We start from the raw sequence: 22,973 nt of genomic DNA, 5'->3' as shown, positions 1-22,973 counted from the left end.
GCCTCTGAACAATTCGGGCGGCACGTCTGTGGTCGCCTCATAGACACGGTTGTGGGGTGGAAGTTCCCGCAATTCCAGTGCCACGGCTGCCACCATACCCTGCCGCATTGACCGCGAACCGCGCTAGCCGGGATCATAGCCACTTTGCCGCCGGGCCCGCGCGCCTGCACAGGAGATTCCCATGTTCGACGGATTGCGTTTCCGCCACTGGCAGCCGGAGGCCCGTGCCGACGGCATCCTCGTCCTGACCCTGGAACGGGCCGACGCCCCGGTCAATGCGCTTTCGCAGGAAGTGCTGGAAGAGCTGGACAACATCATCGAGCGGCTCGAAATCGACACCCCGAAGGCGGTCGTGATCCGCTCCGGCAAGGCCGCCGGTTTCATCGCCGGTGCCGACCTGAAGGAATTCCAGGAGTTTGATACACGCGGCACGGTGATGGACGCCATCCGCCGTGGCCAGCTCGTGTTCGAACGTCTGAACCGGCTGTCCTGCCCCACCGTGGTCGCGATTCACGGTCACTGCATGGGCGGCGGCACCGAACTGTCGCTGGCCTGCCGTTACCGCGTCGCATCGAGCGACGATTCCACCCGCATCGGCCTGCCGGAAGTGAAACTGGGCATCTTCCCCGGCTGGGGCGGCTCGGTACGCCTGCCACATCTGGTCGGCACTCCGGCGGCGATGGACATGATGCTGACCGGTCGCGCGCTTTCGGCGAAGAACGCACGTGCCATCGGTCTGGTGGACAAGGTCGTGGAACCGGCGGTGCTGCTGGATGCCGCGATAGAAATGGCCAAGCGCGGCACCACCCGCCCGCTCAAGCAGCGCGCACTGGCCTGGGCCACGAACCTGTGGCCGGTGCGGCAGGCGATGGCACCGATGCTGGTCAAGCAGGTCGCGCGCAAGGCGAAGAAGGCACACTACCCGGCGCCGTACGCACTGATCGACACCTGGAGACGCAGCGGCGGCAGCATCGATGCCCGGCTCAAGGCCGAAGCCCGTGCCGTGGTGAAACTGGCCGGCGGCAGCACCGCACGCAACCTGATCCGCGTGTTTTTCCTGATGGAGCGGCTCAAGGGCCTGGGCGGCAAGGATCACGGGATTGCGCATGTACACGTGATCGGCGCCGGCGTCATGGGCGGTGACATCGCTGCGTGGTGTGCGCTGCGCGGCTTCGATGTCACGCTGCAGGATCGCGAAATGCAGTACATCCAGCCGGCCCTAGATCGCGCCGGCAAGCTGTTTGAAAAGAAGCTCAAGGTCGAGGCCAAGCGCGCCGCCGCCATCGCACGCCTGAATGCCGATGTGGAAGGTGCCGGCGTGGCGAAGGCGGATCTGGTCATCGAGGCGATCTACGAAAACCTGGATGCCAAGAAGGAGCTGTACGCGCGCATCGAACCGCAGCTCAAACCCGACGCCCTGCTGGTCACCAATACCAGCTCACTGGCATTGACCGGCTTGCGCGAAGGCCTGGCGCATCCGGACCGCTTCGCCGGCCTGCACTATTTCAACCCCGTGGCACTGATGCCGCTGGTGGAAATCGTCCAGCACGATGGCATGTCGCCGGAAACCGAACGCCGCCTGGCCTCCTTCTGCAAGGCCATCGACAAGTTCCCGGTGCCGGTCGCCGGCACGCCCGGCTTCCTCGTCAACCGCATCCTGGCGCCCTACATGGAAGAAGCCATTCTGGCCTTCCGCGAAGGAATCCCGGGCCGCGCCATCGACAAGGCGGCGGTCGATTTCGGCATGCCGATGGGGCCGATCGAGCTGGTCGATACCGTGGGTCTGGACGTGGCCGCCAGCGTCGGGAAAATCATGGCGCAGTTCCATGGCACCACGCCGCCGGATTTCGCCTTCGAGCCGGATGCGCGCGGCAAGAAGGACGGCAAGGGCCTGTACGAATGGACTGAAGGCAAGCCGGTGAAACCCGAGCTGCCGGACGGCTACCGTACCCCGGACGACCTCAGCGACCGCCTCGTGCTGCGCCTGCTGAACGAAGCCGTGGCCTGCCTGCACGATGGCGTGGTGGCCGATGCCGACCTGCTCGATGCCGGCGTGATCTTCGGCACCGGTTTTGCGCCTTTCCACGGTGGCCCGATCCAGTACATCCGCAGCGAAGGCGCGGACAAACTGAAGAAGCGCCTGGAGCAACTGGCCACCCGCCACGGCGAACGCTTCACGCCGCGCCCCGGCTGGGATGCGATCCACTGACGACCAGCCGGGTCACACGACGTCATCGCCGTGGCCCGGCTCATCCAGCACAACGCGCGAGTCTGACAGTGCGTGAGTCTGGAATTACTGCGGGAACAGACTCACCGCGGCCTGCCGGTTCGATGTGACGGGCAAGCCTCACCCCGACCAGGACCAGTCCCGAAAATCCGGAAACCGTCATAGGTTGGCGGTGAGCGAACGCGAACCCCAACACTCCGAACCTGGCAATCCAATCCAAATGGCGAACGGGATGCGCAGCGACCCGACACCGCGGCGTCGGGGTTCGCATTCGCTCACCCCGACCTATGCAGCTGTGACGGTATTCTTCGCGCCCATCTGCGATGTGCGCTCCTACCGCGGCGACCGGGAAATCAACCGCGCACGCGGCCTGCAATGTATGCCCTGCCACTGGATACACCATGGTTGCAGGAGCGCACCTGAGTGGGGCGCGCTTTCCTCTCAACAACGCCCCTACGGCGCTTCGATCCCGTAACCACGCGCCGCCAGCGCGGCCAGATAACCATCCGCCGCCACCAGCCGGCTGATCGGCAGCACCGCGAAACTGGTTTCGTGCTCGGCGATGGCCTTTTCCGCCGCCTCCAGCCAGGCGTTTTCGAGCCGATCACGCAGATCGTCGATGCCCTGCTCCTGCGCGAAACGCGATTCCAGCAGCGCATCGGTGCAGGTCCGGCTCTGGTCCTCGTAGGTGATCTCACGCAGCGTCAGCATGTCGCCGCGCGCCCAGGCGTTGGCGCGGATGCGCATCTTTTCCAGATCGGCCTCAAGGTGATCCAGGGTCTTGCGGAAACAGGCGGCATCATCGATCTCGGCGTCACGGAAGGCCTTGATCGCGCCCTTCGGATCCTCAATCGTGATCTCCACGCGCGGGCGGAAGACCGGGATGTCGTGCCTCTTCACCACCTTGCTGACCACCGGCGACACCAGCCCCTTGAAGCGCAGCCCGGACTTTTCCACCGCCGCCTCGTACAGCTCCTGCGCGGCGAAGATCGGGCGGCGCTTTTCGACTGCGCGATCACGCCCCATCCAGCGCTCCTTCAACACCAGCCAGCGTGCGTAATCAGCCTCGGGCACGGCATCCACCAACCGGTCGCCATCCGGATTGCGCCGTGCGCGCAGCATCGAAGGCACCAGCAGCATCGAACGCAAGCGCCCACGGCCGATATCGAACTTCGCCGAGGGCGACAGCAGCACGAAATCCGAGACCGCGATCTGGCGCTCGACCGCCTCCGACTCCCACTCCATCCGCCGCGCCACAGGTTGCAGAGTGCCCAGGATCCACATCGTGTGGCCGTCACGCCGCACCTTCCACATGCCCGGCCCCGGCATCGTGCCGCTGACCACCAGGGTTTCCAGCACGATGGCCTCGTCGCGCGAAGGCAATGCATCAGCAGTGATGGGCAACTCCTCGATCAGCACCTCTTCGCCTTGAGTGTGTTCGGCCAACTGCGCCGTCGCAGGGGCCATGGCCAGCAGGGCCGCACACAACACTGCACCGCATCGATACATGGATCGTTCGCCTGTGAAAATGGAACCCGGATGCTAGTGGCGGACAGCAACGTAGCGGATATCCGTCTGGTCACCGCGTTCATCGATGATTCGGCTCAGAACAGCTCACCCTGCGGCGAAGGTGGCCGCGGCGGCACGAAACGCGACACATCCAGATCCAGCGCCTCGCGGCCCCGGTTGAGGCTGAACTTCCGGCAAGCCACGGCGAAGCGCTGGCGCAGCAGATCGGCATAGGCGCCCTGCCCGCGCATGCGGCTGCCGAACGCAGGATCGTTGTCGCGCCCGCCGCGCATCTCGCGCAGCACGTTCATCACATGCGCGGCGCGCTCGGGCAGATGCAGGGCCAGCCATTCGCGCATCAGATCCTTCACCTCGTATGGCAGGCGCAGCACGGTGTAGCCGGCCACGCGCGCACCGGCTGCGGCGGCCTGTTCGAGGATGGATTCCATGAACTGGTCGGTGACGAAGGGGATCACCGGCGCCACCATCACCCCACACGGCACACCGGCGGCGTTGAGCGTTTTCACCGCTTGCAGGCGGCGATGCGGTGCGCTGGCGCGTGGTTCGAGCGTGGCCGACAGGCGGTTGTCGAGTGTGGTGACGGAAACGAACACGTGCACCAGCCGGCGTTTGGCCATGTCGGCCAGCAGTTCAATGTCGCGCTCGACCAGTGCGTTCTTGGTGACGATGGTGGCCGGGTGCTGCGTTTCCGACAGCACCTCCAGCACGCTGCGGGTGATCGCGTGGCGGCGCTCGATCGGCTGGTAGGGATCGGTGTTCGCGCCAAGGTTGATCGGCGAGCAGACGTAGCCGCGCTTGCCCAGCTCGGCACGCAGCAGATCCGCCGCATTGGCCTTGGCGAACAGCTTCGTCTCGAAATCCAGCCCGGCAGACAGGTTGAGATAGCCATGCGACGGCCGTGCATAGCAATAAACGCAACCATGTTCGCAGCCGCGATAAGGATTGATCGACTGGTCGAATCCCAGATCCGGCGAATCGTTGCGGCTGATGATGCTGCGCGCGGTTTCCAGCGTGACCTGCGTTTTCGGGCGCGCAGGCGGCTCCAGCAGCTCGTCCGGAGTCCAGCCATCGTCTTCCCGTACCCGACGCAGCGATTCGAAACGGCCGGCAGGATTGGACGCCACGCCCCGACCCTTGATCCGGGTAGGAGCGCCGAGCGGGTCAGTGGGCGCATCAAGGATGGACGGCGGCGTTTTCATGCCGCCAGTATGCGCCTGCCTGTCTCACTGGATGAGACGTCAGCTGAATCCCGTCATCCGCCTGCCGCCGCTTGCTGCCGCGCGCGCCGGTTCAGCCAGTACACGAACCCCGCCGCTACTGGATACATCAGCACCGCATACACCGCCGCCGGAATCGCGATGCGCTCGTTGCCCAGCACCTGCAGCGCCAGGATAATCGCCAACGTGCTGTTGTGGATGCTGATCTCAAAGCCGATGGCGATCGCCTGCGGCCGGCCAAGCCGGCTCACCAGCCCAGCGAAATAGCCGGAAAACAGGCTGATCAGATTGAAGCCCAGACACGCCAGACCCACCACGGCAGCGTAATTGCGCAGCACCTCGAATTCGCTGACGATCGCCAGCGCGATCAGCGCCACCAGCAGCATCGTGGACATGGCCCGCACCGGCTTTTCTGCGGCATCGGCCAGCTTCGGCCGCCAGGCACGCAACACCATGCCCAGCACCACCGGCACCACGACAATCACGGCCACCTCAAGCAGTTTGCGCAACGGCGGCGGCACCGCGCTGTCACTGTCCATGAACCACTGCAGTGCCAGCCCTGTCCAGAGCGGCAGCGTGATCAGCGCCAGCGCGCTGTTGACCGCCGTCAGCGTCACGTTCAGCGCGACATCACCGCGCGCCAGATGACTGAAGATGTTGGCAGTGACGCCACCGGGCGAGGCCGACAACAGCACCAGACCCACCGCCAGTTCCGGCGGCAAACCCAGCAGCCAGGCCAGCCCGAACGCCACCGGCGGCAACAGCAGCGATTGCACCGCCAACGCCACCAGCACCGCACGCGGCTGCCTTGCGACCCGCGCGAAATCAGCCAGCGTCAGATTAAGACCCAAGCCCGCCATCAGGACGGCCAGTGCCAGCGGCAGAAAAATCATCAGAATGCTGTTGTCAGCCATCAAGCCTCCCCCGGGCCATATGCCACACATGATCGGCGCCCCCCGGCGCGCGCTGCATCATGCCCGCCCGTAAGATAGAACGCGAGCCTGTGGCCTGCATCAAATCAGCAGGCGGCGTGCATCCATTGAAACTTTTCCGCATCCCATGCAGTCTCCAATCCACGCACGACCACTGCGCCTGACCTCACTTGCCTCCACCTGCATGCCCCAACTGCGCACGCTGTTCCAAATGCTGATCTTGTTGCTGCTGGTGCTGGACACCTCCGGCCTGCGCGGCGCCATGCCACTGCACGGCGCACACCCCATCGATGCAGGCACGCAAATCCAGTCTTCCGAACACCCCATGCCGTGCCACGAGCAGCGCGCGCAGGTCGAACCCGAGGCCGGACCCACCCACGCGATCCTGCGCCACGACACCCACGCTCTGGGTGCCCACGATGCTGGTATCTGCATCGATGCAGGCTGCCCCTGTGGATGTGCGCTCAATGGCAGCATCCTGATCGGCGCATCCGATCACCTCACCGCCGGGGTGCTTTCGACTCCGACAGCCCCGCGCGTCGCAACCCGCCCGCCCGTGGCCAGCTTCGCTCCCGATCTGCGCCCTCCCATCTCCGCCTGACGCTTTTGCTGCGGTAGTTCCGCGTGTCGTCCCTCCGCAGGGGCGGCGCGCCACCGTTTCTGTCCGGAGATATCCAATGCAACACGTTACTCCCATGCCGGCCGATGCCGGCCTGTCGCGCCGTCGTTTCGTCCAGGGCCTGACACTGGGTGGCGCCATCGCCTCCTGTGGCTGGATTACCCATGCTCGTGCCAGCACCGGCACATTGCCCCTGGCTGGCCAACCTGGCGTGCTGGAAGGGCCGCAACTGGACCTTGCCATCGGCGAAACGCTGGTGAACTTCACCGGCCGCGCGCGCCGCGCCATCACCGTCAACGGCAGCCTGCCGGCACCGATCCTGCGTTTTCGCGAAGGCGATGACGTCCTGATTCGCGTGAAAAACATGCTCGACGTGGACACCTCGATTCACTGGCACGGCATTCTGCTGCCGGCCAACATGGATGGCGTGCCCGGCCTGAGCTTCCATGGCATCGCGCCCGGGGAGCAGTTCACCTACCGTTATCGCCTGCGCCAGCACGGCACCTACTGGTATCACAGCCACTCCGGCGCACAGGAACAGGTCGGCATGTACGGCGCGATGATCGTGGAACCACGCGACGCACCGGCACCCCAATGGGAGCGCGAACACGTGCTGCTGTTTTCCGACTGGACCGATCTGGACCCGCACCGTCTGCTTGCCCGTCTGAAGAAGCAGTCGCACTACTACAACCGGCGCCGCCGCACGCTGGCGGACTTCCTCGCCGATGTGCGCGAGCACGGCTGGGCCGACACCGTTGAAGACCGCAAAGGCTGGGGCCGGATGCGGATGAGCCCGAGCGATCTGGCCGACGTCAACGGCTTCGAATACACCTTCCTGACCAACGGGGTCACGCCGGCAGGCAACTGGACCGGCCTGTTCCAGCCCGGTGAACGCGTGCTGCTGCGGCTGATCAATGGCTCGGCGATGAGCTATTTCGACCTGCGCATCCCCGGCCTGAAACTCACCGTGATCGCGGCCGATGGCCAGCCGGTACAGCCGGTGACGGTTGATGAAATCCGTATCGCGGTGGCGGAAACCTACGATGTGCTGGTCGAACCGGCCGAGGACCGCGCCTACACCATCTTCGCGCAGAACTACGACCGCACCGGCTACGCCCGCGCCACGCTGGCACCGCGCAACGGCATGGATGCGCCGATTCCGGCGTTGGACAAACCTGTCTACCTCACCATGGCCGATATGGGCCACGACCACGGCGCGCATGGTGACCATGCGCAAATGAACCACGCTGCCGATCCACATGCCGGCCATGCCGGCCATGCGGGCCATGCCAATCACGATGAACATGCAGACCATGCGCATCACGCCGCAGCCGCCAGCGCACACGATGCCCACGCCATGCCCGGCATGACGATGCAGTCTCACCCGGCCAGCGAAACCGGCAACCCGCACGTGGACATGCAAACCATGACGCCCGCGCCCAAGCTCGACGACCCGGGCATCGGCCTGCGCAACAACGGACGTCAGGTGCTCACCTATGCCCAGATGCGCAGCAGCTTTCCGGACCCGGACGGACGCGAGCCCTCACGCACGCTGGAACTTCACCTCACCGGCCATATGGAACGCTTTTCGTGGTCATTTGACGGCATCAAGTTCTCCAGTGCCGAACCACTGCGGCTGATCTACGGTGAGCGCGTGCGCATCGTGCTGGTCAATGACACGATGATGGAACACCCGATCCATCTGCATGGCCTGTGGAGCGACCTGGAGGACGAACACGGCCGCTTCCAGGTGCGCAAACACACCATCACGATCCCCCCCGGAACCCGCCGCAGCTTCCGCGTCACCGCCGATGCGTTGGGACGCTGGGCCTTCCACTGCCACCTGCTCTATCACATGGAAACCGGCATGTTCCGCGAAGTGCGGGTGGAGGAGCCGGCATGAAACAGCCTGCCCTCACCCGTCTGCTCCTGACTCTGGGCTGTGCACTGGGCGGGCCCGCGCTGGCGCAATCGCACGATCACGCCCACCACGCGCACCACTCTGAGCACTCGGAAACCAGCAGCAAGCACGCGACGGATCACTCCACACATGACCATGCCCAGCACGAACACCACACCCCGAGCGGCCCTGCCCTCGCTCCGATCACCGACGCAGACCGCGCCGCCGCCTTTCCGGATCTGGGTGGAATGTCGATGGCCGATCACGGCATGGACGACGACGCCATTTATTTCAAGACCCTCGTCGATGGCCTTGAATGGCGACGCGCGCGTGATGGCGGAAGCGGCCGCTTCGGCTGGAACGCCACCACCTGGATTGGCCGGGACATCAACAAACTCTGGCTGAAAACATCGGGCGAGCGCCGTTCAGGCCGCACCGGCAGCGCCCACATCGAAGCCTTGTGGGGCCACGCCATCGGCCCCTGGTGGGACACCGTCGCCGGCATCCGTCATGACAGTCGCCCCGGGCCATCGCAAACCCGGGCCGCCATCGGCATGCAGGGCCTGGCGCCGTACCAGTTCGAAGTCGACGCCATGCTCTATCTCGGCGGGCCGGGCCAAGCCGAGCTGAGCCTGCACGCGGAATACGAACTGCTCCTCACCTGGCGCTGGATCCTGACCCCCTCATTGGCCACCGGCGTCACCGCATCGAGCGACCCGCGCCACGGCGTCGAATCCGGCTGGAGCGGCGTGGAAACCGGCATAAAACTGCGCTACGAAATCCGCCCGGATTTGGCTCCCTACATCGGATACATCCGCCATGACGCAGGCAATGTTCCCGAGGCCGAACAAGGCGGACAATGGGTGGCCGGGCTGAGATTCTGGTTTTAAGGGCAAGCCGAACTCCACCAGGAAGGCATGGTGGAGTTCGGCGGGCAACGTGCCAGCTTGTCGTGGACCATGCAGATTGGGATGCACGATCAGCACCTGGCCGCTGCATCGCACGGGCCGGCGGTCAACGTGCTGGAGGTGTGACGCTCAGCGCACCCGCATTTCCTGCTCCACCCGCAGCAGGTCTTCTTCCGTATCCACGCCGGCCGGGAACGGTTCGGGGCTGAGGGCGGCGGCGATGCGCCAGCCGGCTTCCAGGGCGCGCAGTTGTTCGAGTGATTCGATCTGCTCCAGAGTGCCGGGCGGCATCGCAGCGAAGTCGCGCAGATGGGCGACGCGGTAGGCGTAGAGGCCGATGTGGCGAAGCCAGGCGTTTTCTGCCGGCAATGTGATGCGATCACTGGCGAAGGCGTCGCGGTGCCAGGGGATCGGGGCGCGGCTGAAATACAGGGCGAGGCCGTCGGCGTCGCGCACCAGTTTCACGCAATTGGGATCGAATAATTCGTTGGTGCCGGCAATAGGCTGGGCGAGTGTGGCGATCTGTGCGCCGCTGTCGAGCAACACCTGTGCCGCAGCGCGGATCGCGGCCGGGGGCGCCTGCGGTTCGTCGCCCTGGAGATTCACGACCAGGGTGTCGTCGGACCAGCCGCGCAGCTGCGCGCATTCGGCCAGACGATCGGTGCCGGAGGCGTGTGCGGCCGAGGTCATGCAAACGCTGACGCCCAGCGGTGCGAGCGCATCGGCGATGCGCGCATCGTCGGTGGCCACGACCACTTCGCGCGCACCGGCCTCGCTGGCGCGGCGCACCACGTGGACGATCATCGGCTCGTCGGCGATCAGGCGCAGTGCCTTGGCCGGCAGCCGGGTGGAACCGTAGCGCGCGGGAATCGCGACGACGAAGTCCGGGGTGCTCATCGATCATTTCCTTGCAGGGCCGCGAGTCGTGCTGCAACCGCATCGAAGAAAGCGTCCGGCAGGTGCGCGCTGGCCGGTACGGAAAACCAGTTCTCGCGCGCGAACGCGGTGCATTTGACCGCGTCCTTCTCGGTCATCAGCACCGGTGCCCGATCGCCGAAATCCAGGTCCGCCGCGCTGAAGGTGTGGTGATCGGCGAAGGCGTGCGGTTCCACCTCCAGCCCGAGTTCGCGCAGCGAGTTGAAGAAGCGCTCCGGGTGGCCAATGCCCGCGACGGCATGCACCCTGCTGCCGGCGAACTCCTTGAGCGCCTTCGCGCTGCCGCCGGCCAGTGGATGGGCATGCAGCAGCTCCAGCCGCATCGGAATTTCGCCCGGTGCCGGCGCACCGCCGTTGTGTACGACGAAATCGCAAGCATTGCGGCGTGAAGCCGGTTCCCGCAGCGGGCCGGCCGGCAGCATCCTCGCATTGCCGAGACGGCGCACGCCGTCGATCACAAGGATCTCGATGTCGCGCGCCAGGGCGTAGTGCTGCAGGCCGTCGTCGGCTATCAGCACATCCACGTCGCCACTGGCGGTCAAAAGCCGGGCCGCGTCGATGCGGCGTGCCGCCACTGCGACCGGCACCTCTGCACGGCGCGAAATCAGCAGGGGTTCGTCACCGGCTGTTGCTGGCGTATCCAAGGCCTGCACCCGGTGCGGCGTGGTGCCGCGCCGGCCGTAGCCGCGCGAAATCACGCCAGGGCGGAATCCGCGCCTGGACAGCGCCTGTGCCAAGGCAATGGTGAGCGGGGTTTTGCCGGCCCCGCCGATGGCCAGGTTGCCGACCACGATGACCGGCACCTCCGCCCGCTGCGGCAAATGCCGTGCGGCTGATGGATCACCAGCCAGCGCCGCCAGATAGCGTTCGCGCCGCGCCACCGCTATGCGGCGGAACAGGCGTGACAGCGCGCCGAGAAACACCCCCGGCTGCGCCGCGCCGTACCAGCGCCGCTCGAACCAGTGGGTGGCGTGGGTCCGCAGGCTGGGCATCTCAGTCTCCGCTGCCGCTGGCCGACGCTTCGCGGAACTGGAGGCGGTACAGCGCGGCATAGACGCCGCCGGCTTCCAGCAGATCGGCATGGCGCCCCAGCTCGACCACGCGGCCATGATCCATCACCGCGATCTGGTCGGCGTGTTCGATCGTGCTCAGCCGGTGCGCGATCACCAGCGTGGTGCGGTTGGCCATCAGTCTGCTCAGTGCATCCTGGATCAGACGTTCAGAGCGGGTGTCCAGCGCGCTGGTGGCCTCGTCCAGAACCAGAATCGGTGCGTTCTTCAGCAGCGCCCGGGCAATCGCGATGCGCTGGCGCTGGCCGCCGGACAGCAGCGCGCCGTGTTCGCCCACCGGGCTGTCCAGCCCATCCGGCAATTCGCGGATGAACTCCATCGCGTTGGCGGCCTCGGCAGCAGCTTCGATCTGCGCACGGGTGGCGCCTTCCAGCCCGCCGTAGGCGATGTTGTCGGCGATGCTGCCGTTGAACAGCACCACGCGCTGGCTCACCAGCGCGATCTGTGCGCGCAGATCGGCCAGGCGGTAATCGGCCAGCGGGTGGCCATCAAGCAGGATGCTGCCGGCATCGGGCTCGTAGAAACGCGGCAGCAGGCTGGCCAGACTGCTCTTGCCACTGCCCGATGGCCCGACCAGCGCGGTGACGCTGCCCGGCGGGCAATGCAGGCTGACCCGGTCCAGCGCGGCTTCAGCGCGCCCGGGGTAGCGCAGGCTCACCTCGCGCAGTTCGATTTCGCCGCGCGCCTGCTGCATCGGACGGCTGCCGTGGTCGGGTTCTTCCGGCGCATCAATCACTTCAAACAGTTCATCGGCGGCCGCCACGCCACGCTGCACCACGGCCTGTACCGTCGTCAGGCGCTTGATCGAGGGCAGCATCACCAGCATCGCGGTGATCAGCGACATGAAGGCGCCGGCGGTCAGGCTTTCCAGCAGATCCGGCCGGGTTGCGCGCCAGACGATCGCGGCCAGCGCGCTGGCGGCCACCAGCTGGATCGTGGCCGAACTCAGCGCATTGGTGCTGGCCACCTTCAGGTTCAAGCTCAGATTGCGCTGCGCCGCCTTGGCGAAACGCTCGGCCTCGCGCGACTGGCCGCCATAGATGCGCACTTCGCGATGGCCTTCGACGGCTTCTTCCACCATGCCGGTGACATCGCCCATCGAGGACTGGATGGTGCGATTGATGCGGCGGTAACGGCGCCCGACGTACCGCCACACCAGCCCGGTCAGCGGCACCATCACGAACAGATACAGCGTCAGGCTCGGGCTGTGCCAGAGCATCACCGTCACCATCGCCACGATGGTCAGACTGTCCACGATCATGACCTTGACCGCATCGGCACTGGCCTGGGCCACCTGTTCGGCACCGTAGATCAGGCGCGACACCACCTGCCCACCCGGCTCGCGGTCGAAATAGGCCGCCGGCAGGCGTTGATATTTTCCGAATACCTGGTTGCGCAGGTCGCGTACCACGCTGCGGCCGATGCGCGCCATGCCGTAATCCCCGGCATAGGTCGCCACGCCGCGCACCACGAACAGCAGCACCAGCGCGATCGGCATCCAGAAGATCGCCACCGGATCCCGCACCACGAACAGCTCGTCGAGCATCGGTTCGATCAGTTTGACGAAGGCACCGGCAGCGGCGGCATCGAACACCATGCCCAGGATCGCCAGACACCAGAACGGCCAGTACGGACGCACATAACGCAGCAGGCGCGCATGCGTCTGCCGGGAGCTGGAAGCGGGCCTGGCCGGATCGCGGGACATCGGAATGGGCCTTGAAAGCGGGCGTCAGCCGCCACCATCCGGTGCCGGCACGGTGGCGATCGACAGGCGTGAAAAACCCAGCTGCCCGATCGCATCCATCGCGGTCACCACCGCCTGATGCGGGGTACGGGCATCGGCGCGCAGGATCACCGCGCGGTTCTTGTCGTCACCGGCCACCTGGCCGATGGCCTCGCGCAGCGAACGCACATCGCGCTTGAGTACTTCGCCACCGCCGACGAAGTAGCGCCCTTCCCCATCAACCACGACCACCAGCGGATCCTTCGGTGTTTCCGCCGGCTGGCCAGCGGCCTCGGGCAGATCGATCTTCAGCGCGCTGCGGTCCTGAAAGGTGGTGGTGACAACAAAGAAGATGATGAGCGTGAGCACGACATCAATCAGCGGAATCAGGCTGACTTCCAGTTCGTCATGCGCGCTGGCCGATCCGATCCTCATCCGGCCGCACTCCTGCGCCGCACCGGTGCCGGAGCGGCCGGCGGCGGGTGCGCCACGGTGTCCAGGGTGTCGATCAGCGCCATCGCCTGGCGCTCCATTTCGATCACGTAGGCCGTCACCAGACCACGGAAATAACGGTGCAGCACCAGCGCCGGAATCGCCACGCAGATGCCGGCCGCCGTGGTGACCAGCGCCTGGCCGATGCCGCCGGCCAATTGCGTCATGTCGCCGATGCCGTGATCCAGAATGCCCAGGAACATCCGCATCATGCCGATCACCGTGCCCAGCAGGCCCAGCAGCGGCGCCGCGCTGGCGATCGTACCCAGCGTATTGAGATAGCGTTCGAGCCGGTGCATCACATGCCGGCCGGTGTCTTCGATGCGCTCGCGGATCACCTCGCGCGGGCGCCGGCGCACATCCAGCCCTGCCGCCAGCACTTCGCCCAGCGGGGAATTGCTGCGCAGCGCCTCGATATGCTTGGGATCAAGATGCGCATGCCGCGCCCATTCGCGCACTTCCTCGCCCAGCCCCGGCGGCAGCACGCTCTTGCGGCGCAGGGTCCAGAAACGCTCCAGGATGATCGCCAATGCAATCGCCGATGCCGCCAGGATCGGCCACATCACCCATCCGCCCGCCTTGAACAGTTCCAGCACGCAACAACTCCTAAGCCAAAGACTCGCCCCCGGTCGGCGAATGATACCCGCTGACACCGCCGGCAACGCGATCCTGCACAGTTGCGCAAGATCGCTGCGGTGGCCATGGGGCGGAACGCTGCGGCACCAGGCCGGGCTGCAGCGCCGTGTTCAGCACAGCCGTCAGCGCCGGCTGCAACCTGCCAGCACCAGTCGCTGACCGGGCTTGATCAGATATTTCGGTGCACGGATGCTGTTGGCATTGGCGATGCCCTGCACGGTGCAGCCATTGCGGCGCGCAATCGAATGCAGTGAGTCGCCCTTCTTCACCGTGTAGCTGCCGGCGCCACGCGCGGCCACGGCTGGCGCCACTGGCGGACGGGCTTCGTGCAATTCGCGGCTCATCGCCAGCATCGGGCCGTTCTGACATTGGCGCAGCCAGGCATCGGCGGCGGCGGCCGGCAGTTCCAGTTCAGTACCGGCCGGAATGCGACGGCCGGCTTCCCAGCGTGCGTTGAGGTTGCGCAGGTGCCGGAACCAGCCGCGCGGGTTGCCGTGCTGGCCGATGCAGACCGCCATTTCGTTGATCGAAATTTCCTGCTCCAGCGTGATCTTCACCGGGCTGGCGTCGTATTGCGCGAAGCTGAGGTTGTAGCGCTCCGGATGCAGGAACAGCCACGCTGCCGCCATCACCATCGGCACGTATTCGCGGGTTTCGGCCGGCAGCGCGTTGAACACCTGCGAGCTCCAGAAATCATGCGTGCCCTTGCCGGACAGCCGCGCGATGCGCCCTTCCCCGCCGTTGTAGGCGGCCAGCGCCAGCGAGAGATTGCCGTTCAACTCGGCGAAGCGTTCGTTGAGATAGGCGGCGTTGGCGCGGGTGGATTCCTGCGGATCGAAGCGCAGATCGAAGCTGCCGCCGCGATTGAGCCCGAAACGCGCGCCGGTGGCCGGCATGAACTGCAATGGCCCGGCCGCCCCGGCGCGCGACACCGCGTGCACGCGCCCGCCCGATTCCTTGGCCATGATGCCGAACAGCAGCGCCTCGGGCAGACCGCTCTTTTCGTACTCGGGGAACATGCGATGCCGCATGTACTGGTAGTTCTCCCAGGTATCGAGCAGCTGCGGGCGCATCCAGGTCAGCCATTCCTCCAGCGCCGCCTTCACCGGTTCGTTCAACTCGATGACCTTGGCCAGATCCTTGCCGTTGAGCATCGCCACGGTGCGGGCCGACTCGGGCAACACCAGCAGCACCGGCGAGTCGCCCTCGCCGACCAGATCCCCGTCACCGTTTACCGGGTCGCTGTCCTCGGTGGCACCGACCAGAACGCGGCCCTGGCGCACCAGCAGTGCATCCTGTGCGGCCAGCACGCGGCGCACGTCGCAACCGGGCTGCTCCAGGCACTCATCGGCAATGGCGCGAAGTTCGGCACGGGCGCTGCCGAACTGGCTGGCGGCGGCGCTCGCATCACCGCGCTCGTAACTGCTTACCGCCGCGTCAAAGCCTGCCGTGGCCTCGTCGATCCGTGCGTACAGCGCGTTCAGCGCCGCATCCGATACCTGTGCCTGCGGCCGGGGCGGCTGCGTTGCACAACCAGCCAGCACACCGGCCACCAGCAAAACCATCAACGAAACACGCACGCCACATCCCCGGTTCGAACAAACGCGCCAGCCTAACCAGCACCACCGGCAGCGGCAAGCGTGCCTGGGTCATATTTCGAGCAGGTTGGCGAAAGGCCGGGTTTCCTTCCAGCGATAGCCATCGAAATCACGGCGATCGGTGGAAAGGATACGGCCTTCACCCAGGCTCTCGGCCAGGATCAGCAGCGATGCATCGGCCAGATCCATCGGCAGGTTGCGGTAGCGCGTCATCAGATGAGTGGCGCGGGCCAGCGCACCGTCCGGCAGCTCCGGCACACGGCAGGCGCCATCGGCCACCGAGGCCACGAACGCCAGCGATTGATGCACACCCACGCGCGCCATCAGCAGATGCGTGACTTCGGTCAGCACCGGCCAGGTGGAAACAAAGCCTTCACCCTGATAACGCTCGGCGGCGCGCAGTGCGGCAGCGTGATGCCGGTCGCGGCGATTGCCCAGCGCGATCCAGAAACCGCTGTCGGTCAGGATCACGGCCTGCGCCTGCGAGGCTTGGGCGCAGCTGGAAGCGGCTCGTGCGCATGCGTCGGAATCTTGGTTTCCAGCGCCTCGGTGAGATAACTCTTGTACGCCGAGGACAAATCCTCCGGCCCTTCGCCGCCGGCCAGAAACGCATGTTTTTCAAGGATGGAAAGCGCATCGCGCGCCGGTATCGCGTGGCGCTCGTGGTACTCGCGCAGTGCCGCGCGCAACAGCTCGGAGGCCGTCAGCCCCTCACTGCCCAGCAACTGCTGGAAACGCTCGGCATCCTCACCGGTGAGGCGGGCGTTGATGCGGATATCGGCAGGCGTGTTCATGGTTGGATGTCCGGCCAGTCATGCTTCGTCATACAAGTTATGACAAGCAGTGAATTGATGCAAGCCATGCCTGCCGTGAAGGCGTGCCGCCATCGCGCATACAATCGCGTGTTTTACACAGCGCGTACTGCACAGGGAGCCCCGTCCGTGAACCAGATCCTCGTCGGCAAGTCCGTCACCACGCCCGACAGCGGCCAAGTCCACCTGCTGACCAAATACGGCAACCGCCACGGTCTGGTCGCCGGCGCCACCGGCACCGGCAAGTCGGTCACGCTGATGGTGCTGGCCGAGGGTTTTTCCCGGCAGGGCGTGCCGGTGTTCCTGGCAGACGTGAAGGGCGACATCGCCGGCCTTGCGGTACCGGGCACCAGCAACGAAAAGCTGCTGGCCCGGGCCGAAAAAATCGGCATCGACGGCTACGGCAACGAAGGCAACCCGACCGTGTTCTGGGACGTGTTCGGCAAGGACGGCCATCCGGTGCGCGCCACAATCTCCGAGATCGGCCCGACGCTGCTGGCGCGCATGCTCGAACTCAACGACACCCAGGCCGGCGTGCTCGACATCGTGTTCAAGCTGGCCGATGACAACGGCTGGCTGTTGCTGGACATCGACGATCTACGCTCGCTGCTGACCTTCGCCGCCGAAGAACGCAAGGACATTTCCACCCGCTACGGCCTGATCAGCCCAGCCTCGATCGGTGCCATCCAGCGCGCCCTATTGCGGCTGGAACAGGACGGCGGCGGCCAGTTCTTCGGCGAGCCGGCACTGGATCTCAACGACCTGATGCGAACCGATTTTTCCGGCCGCGGCATCATCAACATCCTCGCCGCCGACAAGCTGATCCTCAAGCCGCGCCTGTATTCCACCTTCCTGCTGTGGCTGCTGTCCGAGCTGTTCGAAAACCTGCCGGAAGTGGGCGATCTGGACCGCCCAAAACTGGTCTTCATCTTCGACGAGGCGCACCTGCTGTTCGACGACGCGCCGCCGGCGCTGCGCCAGCGCGTGGAACAGGTGATCCGCATCATCCGCTCCAAGGGCGTGGGCGTGTATTTCTGCTCGCAGTTCCCCGACGATGTACCCACCGAAATCCTCGGCCAGCTCGGCAACCGCGTGCAGCACGCACTGCGCGCCTTCACCCCGCGCGACCAGAAAGCGGTGCGCACCGCAGCCCAGACCTTCGTGCAGAACCCACAACTGGACGTGGTGGAAACCATCTCGCAACTGGGCACCGGCGAAGCACTGACCTCGATGCTGATGGACAAGGGCATCCCCGCGCCGGTGGAAAAAACCCTGATCTGCCCACCGCGCTGCCGCATGGGCGCGATCACGCCTGAAGAACGCGCCACCATCCGCAGCCGCAGCCCGGTCGGGGGCCGCTACGACACCCCGGTCAACCGCGAATCCGCGCATGAAATCCTGCTGCGCCGCGCCGAAGAACTGACCGCCGCCAAGGCCGCCGAAGCCGAAGCCAAGGCGCAGGCCAAGGCCAAACCCGCCGAAACCGACGGCGGCATGGGCCAGAAGGTCAACGAATGGCTGTTCGGCACCAAACGCCGCCAGGGCGTGGTCGACACCATGGCCAAGCAGACCGCCCGCACCGTCGGCACCAAACTCGGCAACCAGATTTTGCGTGGCGTGCTGGGCGGGATCTTCAACAAAAAATGAGATGACGACACTCGCCACCACCGCTTGGATGAAACCAGCGGTGGCGGCGTGATGGATGGACGGGCGCCCAGGTGGCGCCCGTTTTCATTGCGTCAGCGACGCTTACTCGAAATCCACACTACGCACGCCCAGCACCTTGCCATTCTCCCTGGCCGCACGCACCACCGAATCGCTGAAGCCATCCGGGTTCTGCGCCTCGATATCGACCTTGATCGTGACCTGGCTGCCGGGTGAGGCGCTGAACAGACCGATGAGTTCCTCGGCCAGCTTGGAGAAGTCCAGCGATGCGCGTACCGGATCAAGCTCGGCCGTGGCAAAAAACCGCGTCAGCCGGGCAACCGGTGCGGGCGTAGCCACTGGTGGCTGCGGCGCATTCGGCGAAGGCTCTGAAGGCGGCTCATTCCCATCACCCGGAGTCGGTACGGGCGCTGCGGGCGGTGTGACTGGCCGGATCGATTCCTCGTACTGCGCAGCGGCAGCCGGCTCGATCAGCAGCAGCTCGTCCATCAAGGGCGTGGTGGTCTTGCCGAACGAAAAGCCGCGCCACTTGTCACCATCCCTGCCGTAGGCCAGCCCGAAGAAATCCCGGCTGACGGCGCCGGCCGCGATGGTCGTCTGCATTACCGTGGACTTGATCAGACGTGGCAGGTACAGGTACTGGCACATGTGCTGCCACACCTGCATCGCCGGCACGTCCACGGCACCATCCTTCCAGTACCACTTGGACAGCAACCGATTCAGGTGCACGGGTGCCCACTCCCCGATCACCAACTCGTTCTCCGTCACCACGCGCTCGATTTCCCGGCCCAGACCTTGCGAAGCCGGATTCAGCGCGAAATGTTCCCAGCCCTGATCCTCCAGCCCGCCATTGCGCTTTTCCAACTGCATCGGTGCGAGAACCCAGCGGTACGCCTCACGCACCAGCCGCAGCAAGGTTTCCGCCGCCTGCTCGCGGCCCTGCGTAGCCTGCCGTTGCTGGTGATTGTCCAGCGTCAGGCGCAGATCCTTGATATCGGCCTCGATCGAGCGCCACGACAACAGCATCCGCACGGTGTCCTTGAGTCGCCCGACCTGATCGAAATCCGCCGCCAGAAACAACAGGCGATTCTGCTTCTGGCGCGGCTGCTCTCCTCGTGAGCGAAGAATCTGCTGTGCCATGTCGCGCGCCGGATTCGTGCCTGCACGCGTCCACGCAGCCGAAGGTGGCAGCACCACCAGACGCAGTTCCCAATCGTCCGGAATGTCCGCGTGCCGGGTGAACACATGCACCGCAGAAAACGGCTGCGAATTGCCCATCACGCGGTTGATTGCCTGGCGGATTTCGTCGATCACTGCGGCATCGTCGAAGCGTTTCTTCCGCTCCTCCATCTCCTGCCGCAGGTTGGGCCGCACATCCAGCCACCAGCGCCCGTTGCCCTTGCTCAAATAGGTCAGCCGGCCTTCCAACCGGCCCAGCGCATCGACGAACACATGCGGTGCCTGCCCCGGTTGCAGACAACCCAGCACCACGCGCGAAGTTTCCAGGCCACGGGCCAGCTCATTGCTGCCAGTCGGCGCACTGCCCAGAAAGATACTGCGCGTCACCCGTCGACACGCCTGCACCGCACCGAAACGTGGTTCGTTCTGTTCGATGAACACCGGCTCGGAACGCTCGCCATCCACATCCCGCTCCAGCACCGGCTCCCAGCCCGCCTGTAGATACGCCGTCAACTCCGTGCGCACCGCCGCGTCGTACAGCGGCAGGTTGCCCGGCATCAGCATCAGGTCCTGATTGTTGTCCTGCCACAGCCGGTGGATCACCCGTGCCATCAGCTTCAGCACGCCGCGCGTGCGCTGGAAGCTGGGCAAGGTTGACCAGTCGTTGTAAAGCCGCTCGAATACTTCGGGATGAATTGGATACGCCGCCTGCATCCGCTCCAGATACTGGCCTTCCTGCGTCTCGCCCGGCAGTTCCGCTGCGTGGGTCACGTAATCGCTGGCGAAAGCGCGGCACACCGCATCGGCTGCCGAACGGTCGCTGATCTGTGTGAACAGCCGACGGCGCACGATCTCGAAGGCTTCCAGCGTCGCCACCGGTTTCCAGATCGCCTGCACGCGCCCGAAATAATGCTCCAGCGCCTTCAACGCCTGCACACCGCGCGCACTGCCCGCCTCACGTTCGGATTCCGGCAACGACGCCAGCAACACCGCCGTCGGCACCGACTTGATCGCCTCGGTGAGCGCCTGCACGAAGGTCAGGTTGCTGTCGTAGGTGCCGCCGGACAGCGCCTTGCCGTCCTCGAACTGGCGGATATAGGCCACCAGTTCGTCAATCAGGATCACCGTCGGGGCATGGGCTTGCAGCAATTCCACCAGCACCTGCTTGCCGGGGGACGTGCCGCTGGCATCGGCATCGGCTACGCGCGCATAACCTTCTGCGCCACCGAGTTGCCACGCCAACTCGCCCCACAGCGTGCGCAGCGAGTGGCCATCCACCATCCGCGGCTGGCTCGGCGAAAGACGGATGCCATCCAGCACCACCACCTTCGCCGCAGGCAACTGCATCACCCCGGCGCGGTCGAGAATGGCGGGCACACCGTCCATCTCGGTCGCCGCCGCCTTGCCGCCAGCCATGTGCATCACCGCCAGCATGGTGTGCGTCTTGCCGCCACCGAACGCCGTCTGCAGCTGGATCACCGGATCACCGCCCTTGCCGGACAAGCGCTGCGCCACCGACGTCAGCAACAGGCCCATGCCCTCGGTGATGAAGGTGCGGCGGAAAAACAGCGCCGGATCTTGATACTCGGCACCGGCCCTGCCCTCGTGCACCTGGGTGATGTCGGCGGCGAACTCGGCCTGCTGGAAGGTGCCGCGATGCACGTCTTCGTGCGGGATGGCGATTTCGCGCCAGGGTTTGAGACTCATGTCCGATCCTCGTTCGATTCTTCCGCGTGCGGCAACTGACCGGTAGCGGCCCGTTCACGTGCCAGCAGCACGGCACGATGCAATTGTTCGCGCAACTGCGCGATGTCGGGGATATGCGCCAGATACTGCGCCACGCGGATACCTGACGCATCCAGATCCAGCAGCTTGACCTGTTCGCGATCCGCACCGGCGCACAGAATCAGCCCCAGGGGCGATGCCTCGCCTTCGGCGCGATCGTACTTATCCAACCAACGGAGATACAGCTCCATCTGCCCCTTGTGCGCAGGCGAGAAGGCTTCCAGCTTCAATTCCACTGCCACCAGCCGGCGCAGATACCGGTGATAGAACAGCAGATCGAGGTAAAAATCGTCCTTGCCGACGCTGATGCGCTTTTGCCGCGCGACAAAGGTAAAGCCACTGCCCAGTTCCAGCAGGAACCGTTCCATCTCGCGCAGGATGGCGGCTTCCAGATCGCGCTCGCTGTAGCCGTCCGGCAAGCCCAGAAAGTCCAGCATGTAAGGGTCGCGGAACACCATGTCCGGCGTCATCTGCCCGCCGTCACGCAGGTGGCTGATTTCCTTGCGAACCACCGCCTCCGGCTGCTTGGCCATCGCCGTGCGCAGGTAAAGCTGGCTGCCGATACGCTCGCGCAGCGTGCGCACACTCCAGCGCTCGACGCGGCACATTTCGGCGTAGTACTCGCGCTCCAGCGGCTGCTTGAGCGGCAGGATTTCGACGAAATGGCTCCAGCTCAGGTGCTGCGACAGCGCAGCAACAATCTGCCCGTCGGGGAAAGCCTCCGCAAACTTGACCATCCGCGTCAGCGCCGAGAAATTGAATCCCTTCCCATACTCCCTCGTCAATTCTTGCGACAGCGTCGCAAGAATCTTCTGTCCGTATTCCGCCCGATCACCTTTGAGCACTTCCCGATGAATCCGCCCGCCCATCTGCCAGTACAGCAGGGTCAACGTGCTGTTGGCAGTCTGTGCGACATGCAGCCGTGCGTGCTCAATCAGGCTGCGCAGTTCCTGGAGCAAGGCTGATGACTGGCTCATATGCTTGGTCATTTGCTTGAGCCGAACACTTTCTGCTGTCGTTCGTCGCCGATGTGATGCGTTAGACAGTCGGCCGCTTGCAGGCGAATGTTGGCATCCACCAACTTATCGAGACATATCCCGCTAGCCAACTGCCTCAGCAACATCACAGGCTGGTCATGCAGCTTCGCGTATCGCGGCTCGACCTCATCCCGGCCCACGACTTCCTGTTTGACTTTGCGATAGACCGACCAAAGGCGACCCGCCACTTCCCGGACCAACTCGTAGTCCTGCTCAGTTGCCTCGACAGCCCATAGCTCATTGGCTTGCGCTCTTCTTCGCAGGGTGAAGTCGTTGTGGGCCAGCACCTTCCGACGCAGCTTCTTGAGCCGGCCGTACTTGCCGACAGTATTGGCTGCGGTATTGCAATGACACTCACTCCAGTCGTCAAGCAATTCGCGAACTGCGAGCCTCATGGCCTTCTGTGAGCTGGGCTCGTCCGGCTGCTCGTTCTTTGCCAGCAGCAGCCACAGTGTCTCGAAGGAGACATTCGCATTGCCATTCTGCTCCGCAGGATCGAGAAGTCGGCAAATACGCAGCAACAAGCTCTCGATCAAGGTGGCTTGAATGAGAACGAAGAACCCGGGGGCCGTCTCTGCCATCAACTGTTGACGCTTATCCTTATCGACGAGGTAAAGCGTCTGGTAGGTATCCATCTGCGCCCATAGCAAATGCAATTCGTTACCGATTAGCTTCAATACTTCGGTGATGGACTGCGGCTTTGCCAT

The 22,973-nt window shown here is 65.1% G+C and carries 19 protein-coding genes; 5 read left to right on the top strand and 14 right to left on the bottom strand.

Translation table 11 applies throughout. The features are described 5' to 3' along the window. Positions 1 to 181 precede the first annotated feature (181 nt). Positions 182 to 2,209, top strand: a complete 2,028-nt coding sequence (locus WDB66_RS12820; protein WP_339398993.1) for a 3-hydroxyacyl-CoA dehydrogenase NAD-binding domain-containing protein — start codon at positions 182 to 184, stop codon at positions 2,207 to 2,209. 471 nt (positions 2,210 to 2,680) lie between these two features. On the opposite strand, the gene WDB66_RS12815 is transcribed toward WDB66_RS12820, so the two are convergent. From WDB66_RS12815 to WDB66_RS12805, 3 genes are all read right to left on the bottom strand, one after another. Continuing rightward, entirely contained in the window at positions 2,681 to 3,694 is a 1,014-nt protein-coding gene (locus tag WDB66_RS12815; RefSeq protein WP_339398992.1) for a TraB/GumN family protein, read from the bottom strand. A 137-nt stretch (positions 3,695 to 3,831) separates the two neighbouring features. Further along, complete coding sequence (locus WDB66_RS12810; RefSeq protein ID WP_339398991.1) at positions 3,832 to 4,956, bottom strand: PA0069 family radical SAM protein; 1,125 nt, start codon at positions 4,954 to 4,956, stop codon at positions 3,832 to 3,834. 53 nt (positions 4,957 to 5,009) lie between these two features. Continuing rightward, positions 5,010 to 5,888 carry a bile acid:sodium symporter family protein gene (locus WDB66_RS12805; RefSeq protein WP_339398990.1) on the bottom strand — a complete coding sequence of 293 codons (879 nt, stop codon included), beginning with the start codon at positions 5,886 to 5,888 and terminating at the stop codon, positions 5,010 to 5,012. 229 nt (positions 5,889 to 6,117) lie between these two features. On the opposite strand from WDB66_RS12805, the gene WDB66_RS12800 reads away from it, so the two are divergent. The 3 genes from WDB66_RS12800 to WDB66_RS12790 all read left to right on the top strand — a co-directional run bounded on the left by WDB66_RS12800 (position 6,118) and on the right by WDB66_RS12790 (position 9,315). Continuing rightward, the gene (locus WDB66_RS12800; RefSeq protein ID WP_339398989.1) at positions 6,118 to 6,507 is read left to right on the top strand and encodes a hypothetical protein; all 390 of its coding nucleotides are present in this window, start codon (positions 6,118 to 6,120) and stop codon (positions 6,505 to 6,507) included. Positions 6,508 to 6,583: 76 nt separating this feature from the next. Beyond that, positions 6,584 to 8,428 (top strand): copper resistance system multicopper oxidase, encoded by a 1,845-nt coding sequence (locus tag WDB66_RS12795; protein ID WP_339398988.1) that lies wholly within the window; start codon positions 6,584 to 6,586, stop codon positions 8,426 to 8,428. After that, entirely contained in the window at positions 8,425 to 9,315 is an 891-nt protein-coding gene (locus tag WDB66_RS12790) for a copper resistance protein B (RefSeq protein ID WP_339398987.1), read from the top strand. Before WDB66_RS12795 ends, WDB66_RS12790 begins: the two co-directional genes overlap by 4 nt. A 147-nt stretch (positions 9,316 to 9,462) precedes the next feature. Here WDB66_RS12790 and kdsB read toward each other — a convergent pair whose 3' ends face one another. The 8 genes from kdsB to WDB66_RS12750 form a co-directional block, all read right to left on the bottom strand. Beyond that, positions 9,463 to 10,230, bottom strand: coding sequence for a 3-deoxy-manno-octulosonate cytidylyltransferase (gene kdsB / locus WDB66_RS12785; protein WP_339398986.1), 768 nt, complete (start codon positions 10,228 to 10,230; stop codon positions 9,463 to 9,465). Then, on the bottom strand, positions 10,227 to 11,261 hold the full coding sequence (gene lpxK / locus WDB66_RS12780; protein WP_339398985.1) for a tetraacyldisaccharide 4'-kinase: 1,035 nt from the start codon (positions 11,259 to 11,261) through the stop codon (positions 10,227 to 10,229). Before lpxK ends, kdsB begins: the two co-directional genes overlap by 4 nt. 1 nt (position 11,262) lies before the next feature. Next, positions 11,263 to 13,044: a lipid A export permease/ATP-binding protein MsbA gene (gene msbA, locus WDB66_RS12775; RefSeq protein WP_339398984.1), complete on the bottom strand. Its 1,782-nt coding sequence runs from the start codon at positions 13,042 to 13,044 to the stop codon at positions 11,263 to 11,265. Positions 13,045 to 13,068: 24 nt separating this feature from the next. Beyond that, positions 13,069 to 13,497, bottom strand: a complete 429-nt coding sequence (locus WDB66_RS12770; RefSeq protein ID WP_339398983.1) for an ExbD/TolR family protein — start codon at positions 13,495 to 13,497, stop codon at positions 13,069 to 13,071. Continuing rightward, complete coding sequence (locus WDB66_RS12765) at positions 13,494 to 14,150, bottom strand: MotA/TolQ/ExbB proton channel family protein (RefSeq protein ID WP_339398982.1); 657 nt, start codon at positions 14,148 to 14,150, stop codon at positions 13,494 to 13,496. The genes WDB66_RS12770 and WDB66_RS12765 overlap by 4 nt, the downstream gene beginning before the upstream one ends. Positions 14,151 to 14,312: 162 nt before the next feature. Further along, positions 14,313 to 15,770: a lytic transglycosylase domain-containing protein gene (locus WDB66_RS12760; protein WP_339398981.1), complete on the bottom strand. Its 1,458-nt coding sequence runs from the start codon at positions 15,768 to 15,770 to the stop codon at positions 14,313 to 14,315. Positions 15,771 to 15,839: 69 nt separating this feature from the next. Further along, a complete protein-coding gene (locus WDB66_RS12755) occupies positions 15,840 to 16,259 on the bottom strand; it encodes a type II toxin-antitoxin system VapC family toxin (protein ID WP_339398980.1) in 420 nt (139 codons plus the stop codon). Continuing rightward, positions 16,256 to 16,582 (bottom strand): ribbon-helix-helix domain-containing protein, encoded by a 327-nt coding sequence (locus WDB66_RS12750; RefSeq protein WP_339398979.1) that lies wholly within the window; start codon positions 16,580 to 16,582, stop codon positions 16,256 to 16,258. The genes WDB66_RS12755 and WDB66_RS12750 overlap by 4 nt, the downstream gene beginning before the upstream one ends. Before the next feature lie 147 nt (positions 16,583 to 16,729). On the opposite strand from WDB66_RS12750, the gene WDB66_RS12745 reads away from it, so the two are divergent. After that, positions 16,730 to 18,247 carry a helicase HerA-like domain-containing protein gene (locus tag WDB66_RS12745; protein WP_339398978.1) on the top strand — a complete coding sequence of 506 codons (1,518 nt, stop codon included), beginning with the start codon at positions 16,730 to 16,732 and terminating at the stop codon, positions 18,245 to 18,247. A gap of 102 nt (positions 18,248 to 18,349) precedes the next feature. Here WDB66_RS12745 and WDB66_RS12740 read toward each other — a convergent pair whose 3' ends face one another. From WDB66_RS12740 to WDB66_RS12730, 3 genes are read right to left on the bottom strand one after another with little or no spacing between them, the layout of a single operon-like run. After that, the gene (locus WDB66_RS12740) at positions 18,350 to 21,151 is read right to left on the bottom strand and encodes an ATP-binding protein (RefSeq protein WP_339398977.1); all 2,802 of its coding nucleotides are present in this window, start codon (positions 21,149 to 21,151) and stop codon (positions 18,350 to 18,352) included. After that, positions 21,148 to 22,206, bottom strand: coding sequence for a PDDEXK nuclease domain-containing protein (locus tag WDB66_RS12735; RefSeq protein WP_489670864.1), 1,059 nt, complete (start codon positions 22,204 to 22,206; stop codon positions 21,148 to 21,150). The genes WDB66_RS12740 and WDB66_RS12735 overlap by 4 nt, the downstream gene beginning before the upstream one ends. A gap of 8 nt (positions 22,207 to 22,214) precedes the next feature. Then, positions 22,215 to 22,973 (bottom strand): AbiU2 domain-containing protein, encoded by a 759-nt coding sequence (locus WDB66_RS12730; RefSeq protein ID WP_339398975.1) that lies wholly within the window; start codon positions 22,971 to 22,973, stop codon positions 22,215 to 22,217.

The sequence above is a fragment of the Denitratimonas organivorans genome (genome assembly GCF_037478135.1).
GTDB lineage: Bacteria > Pseudomonadota > Gammaproteobacteria > Xanthomonadales > Xanthomonadaceae > Denitratimonas.
The sequence above is the reverse complement of the archived record's forward strand: the minus strand, read 5'-3'. Positions and strand labels throughout refer to the sequence as shown.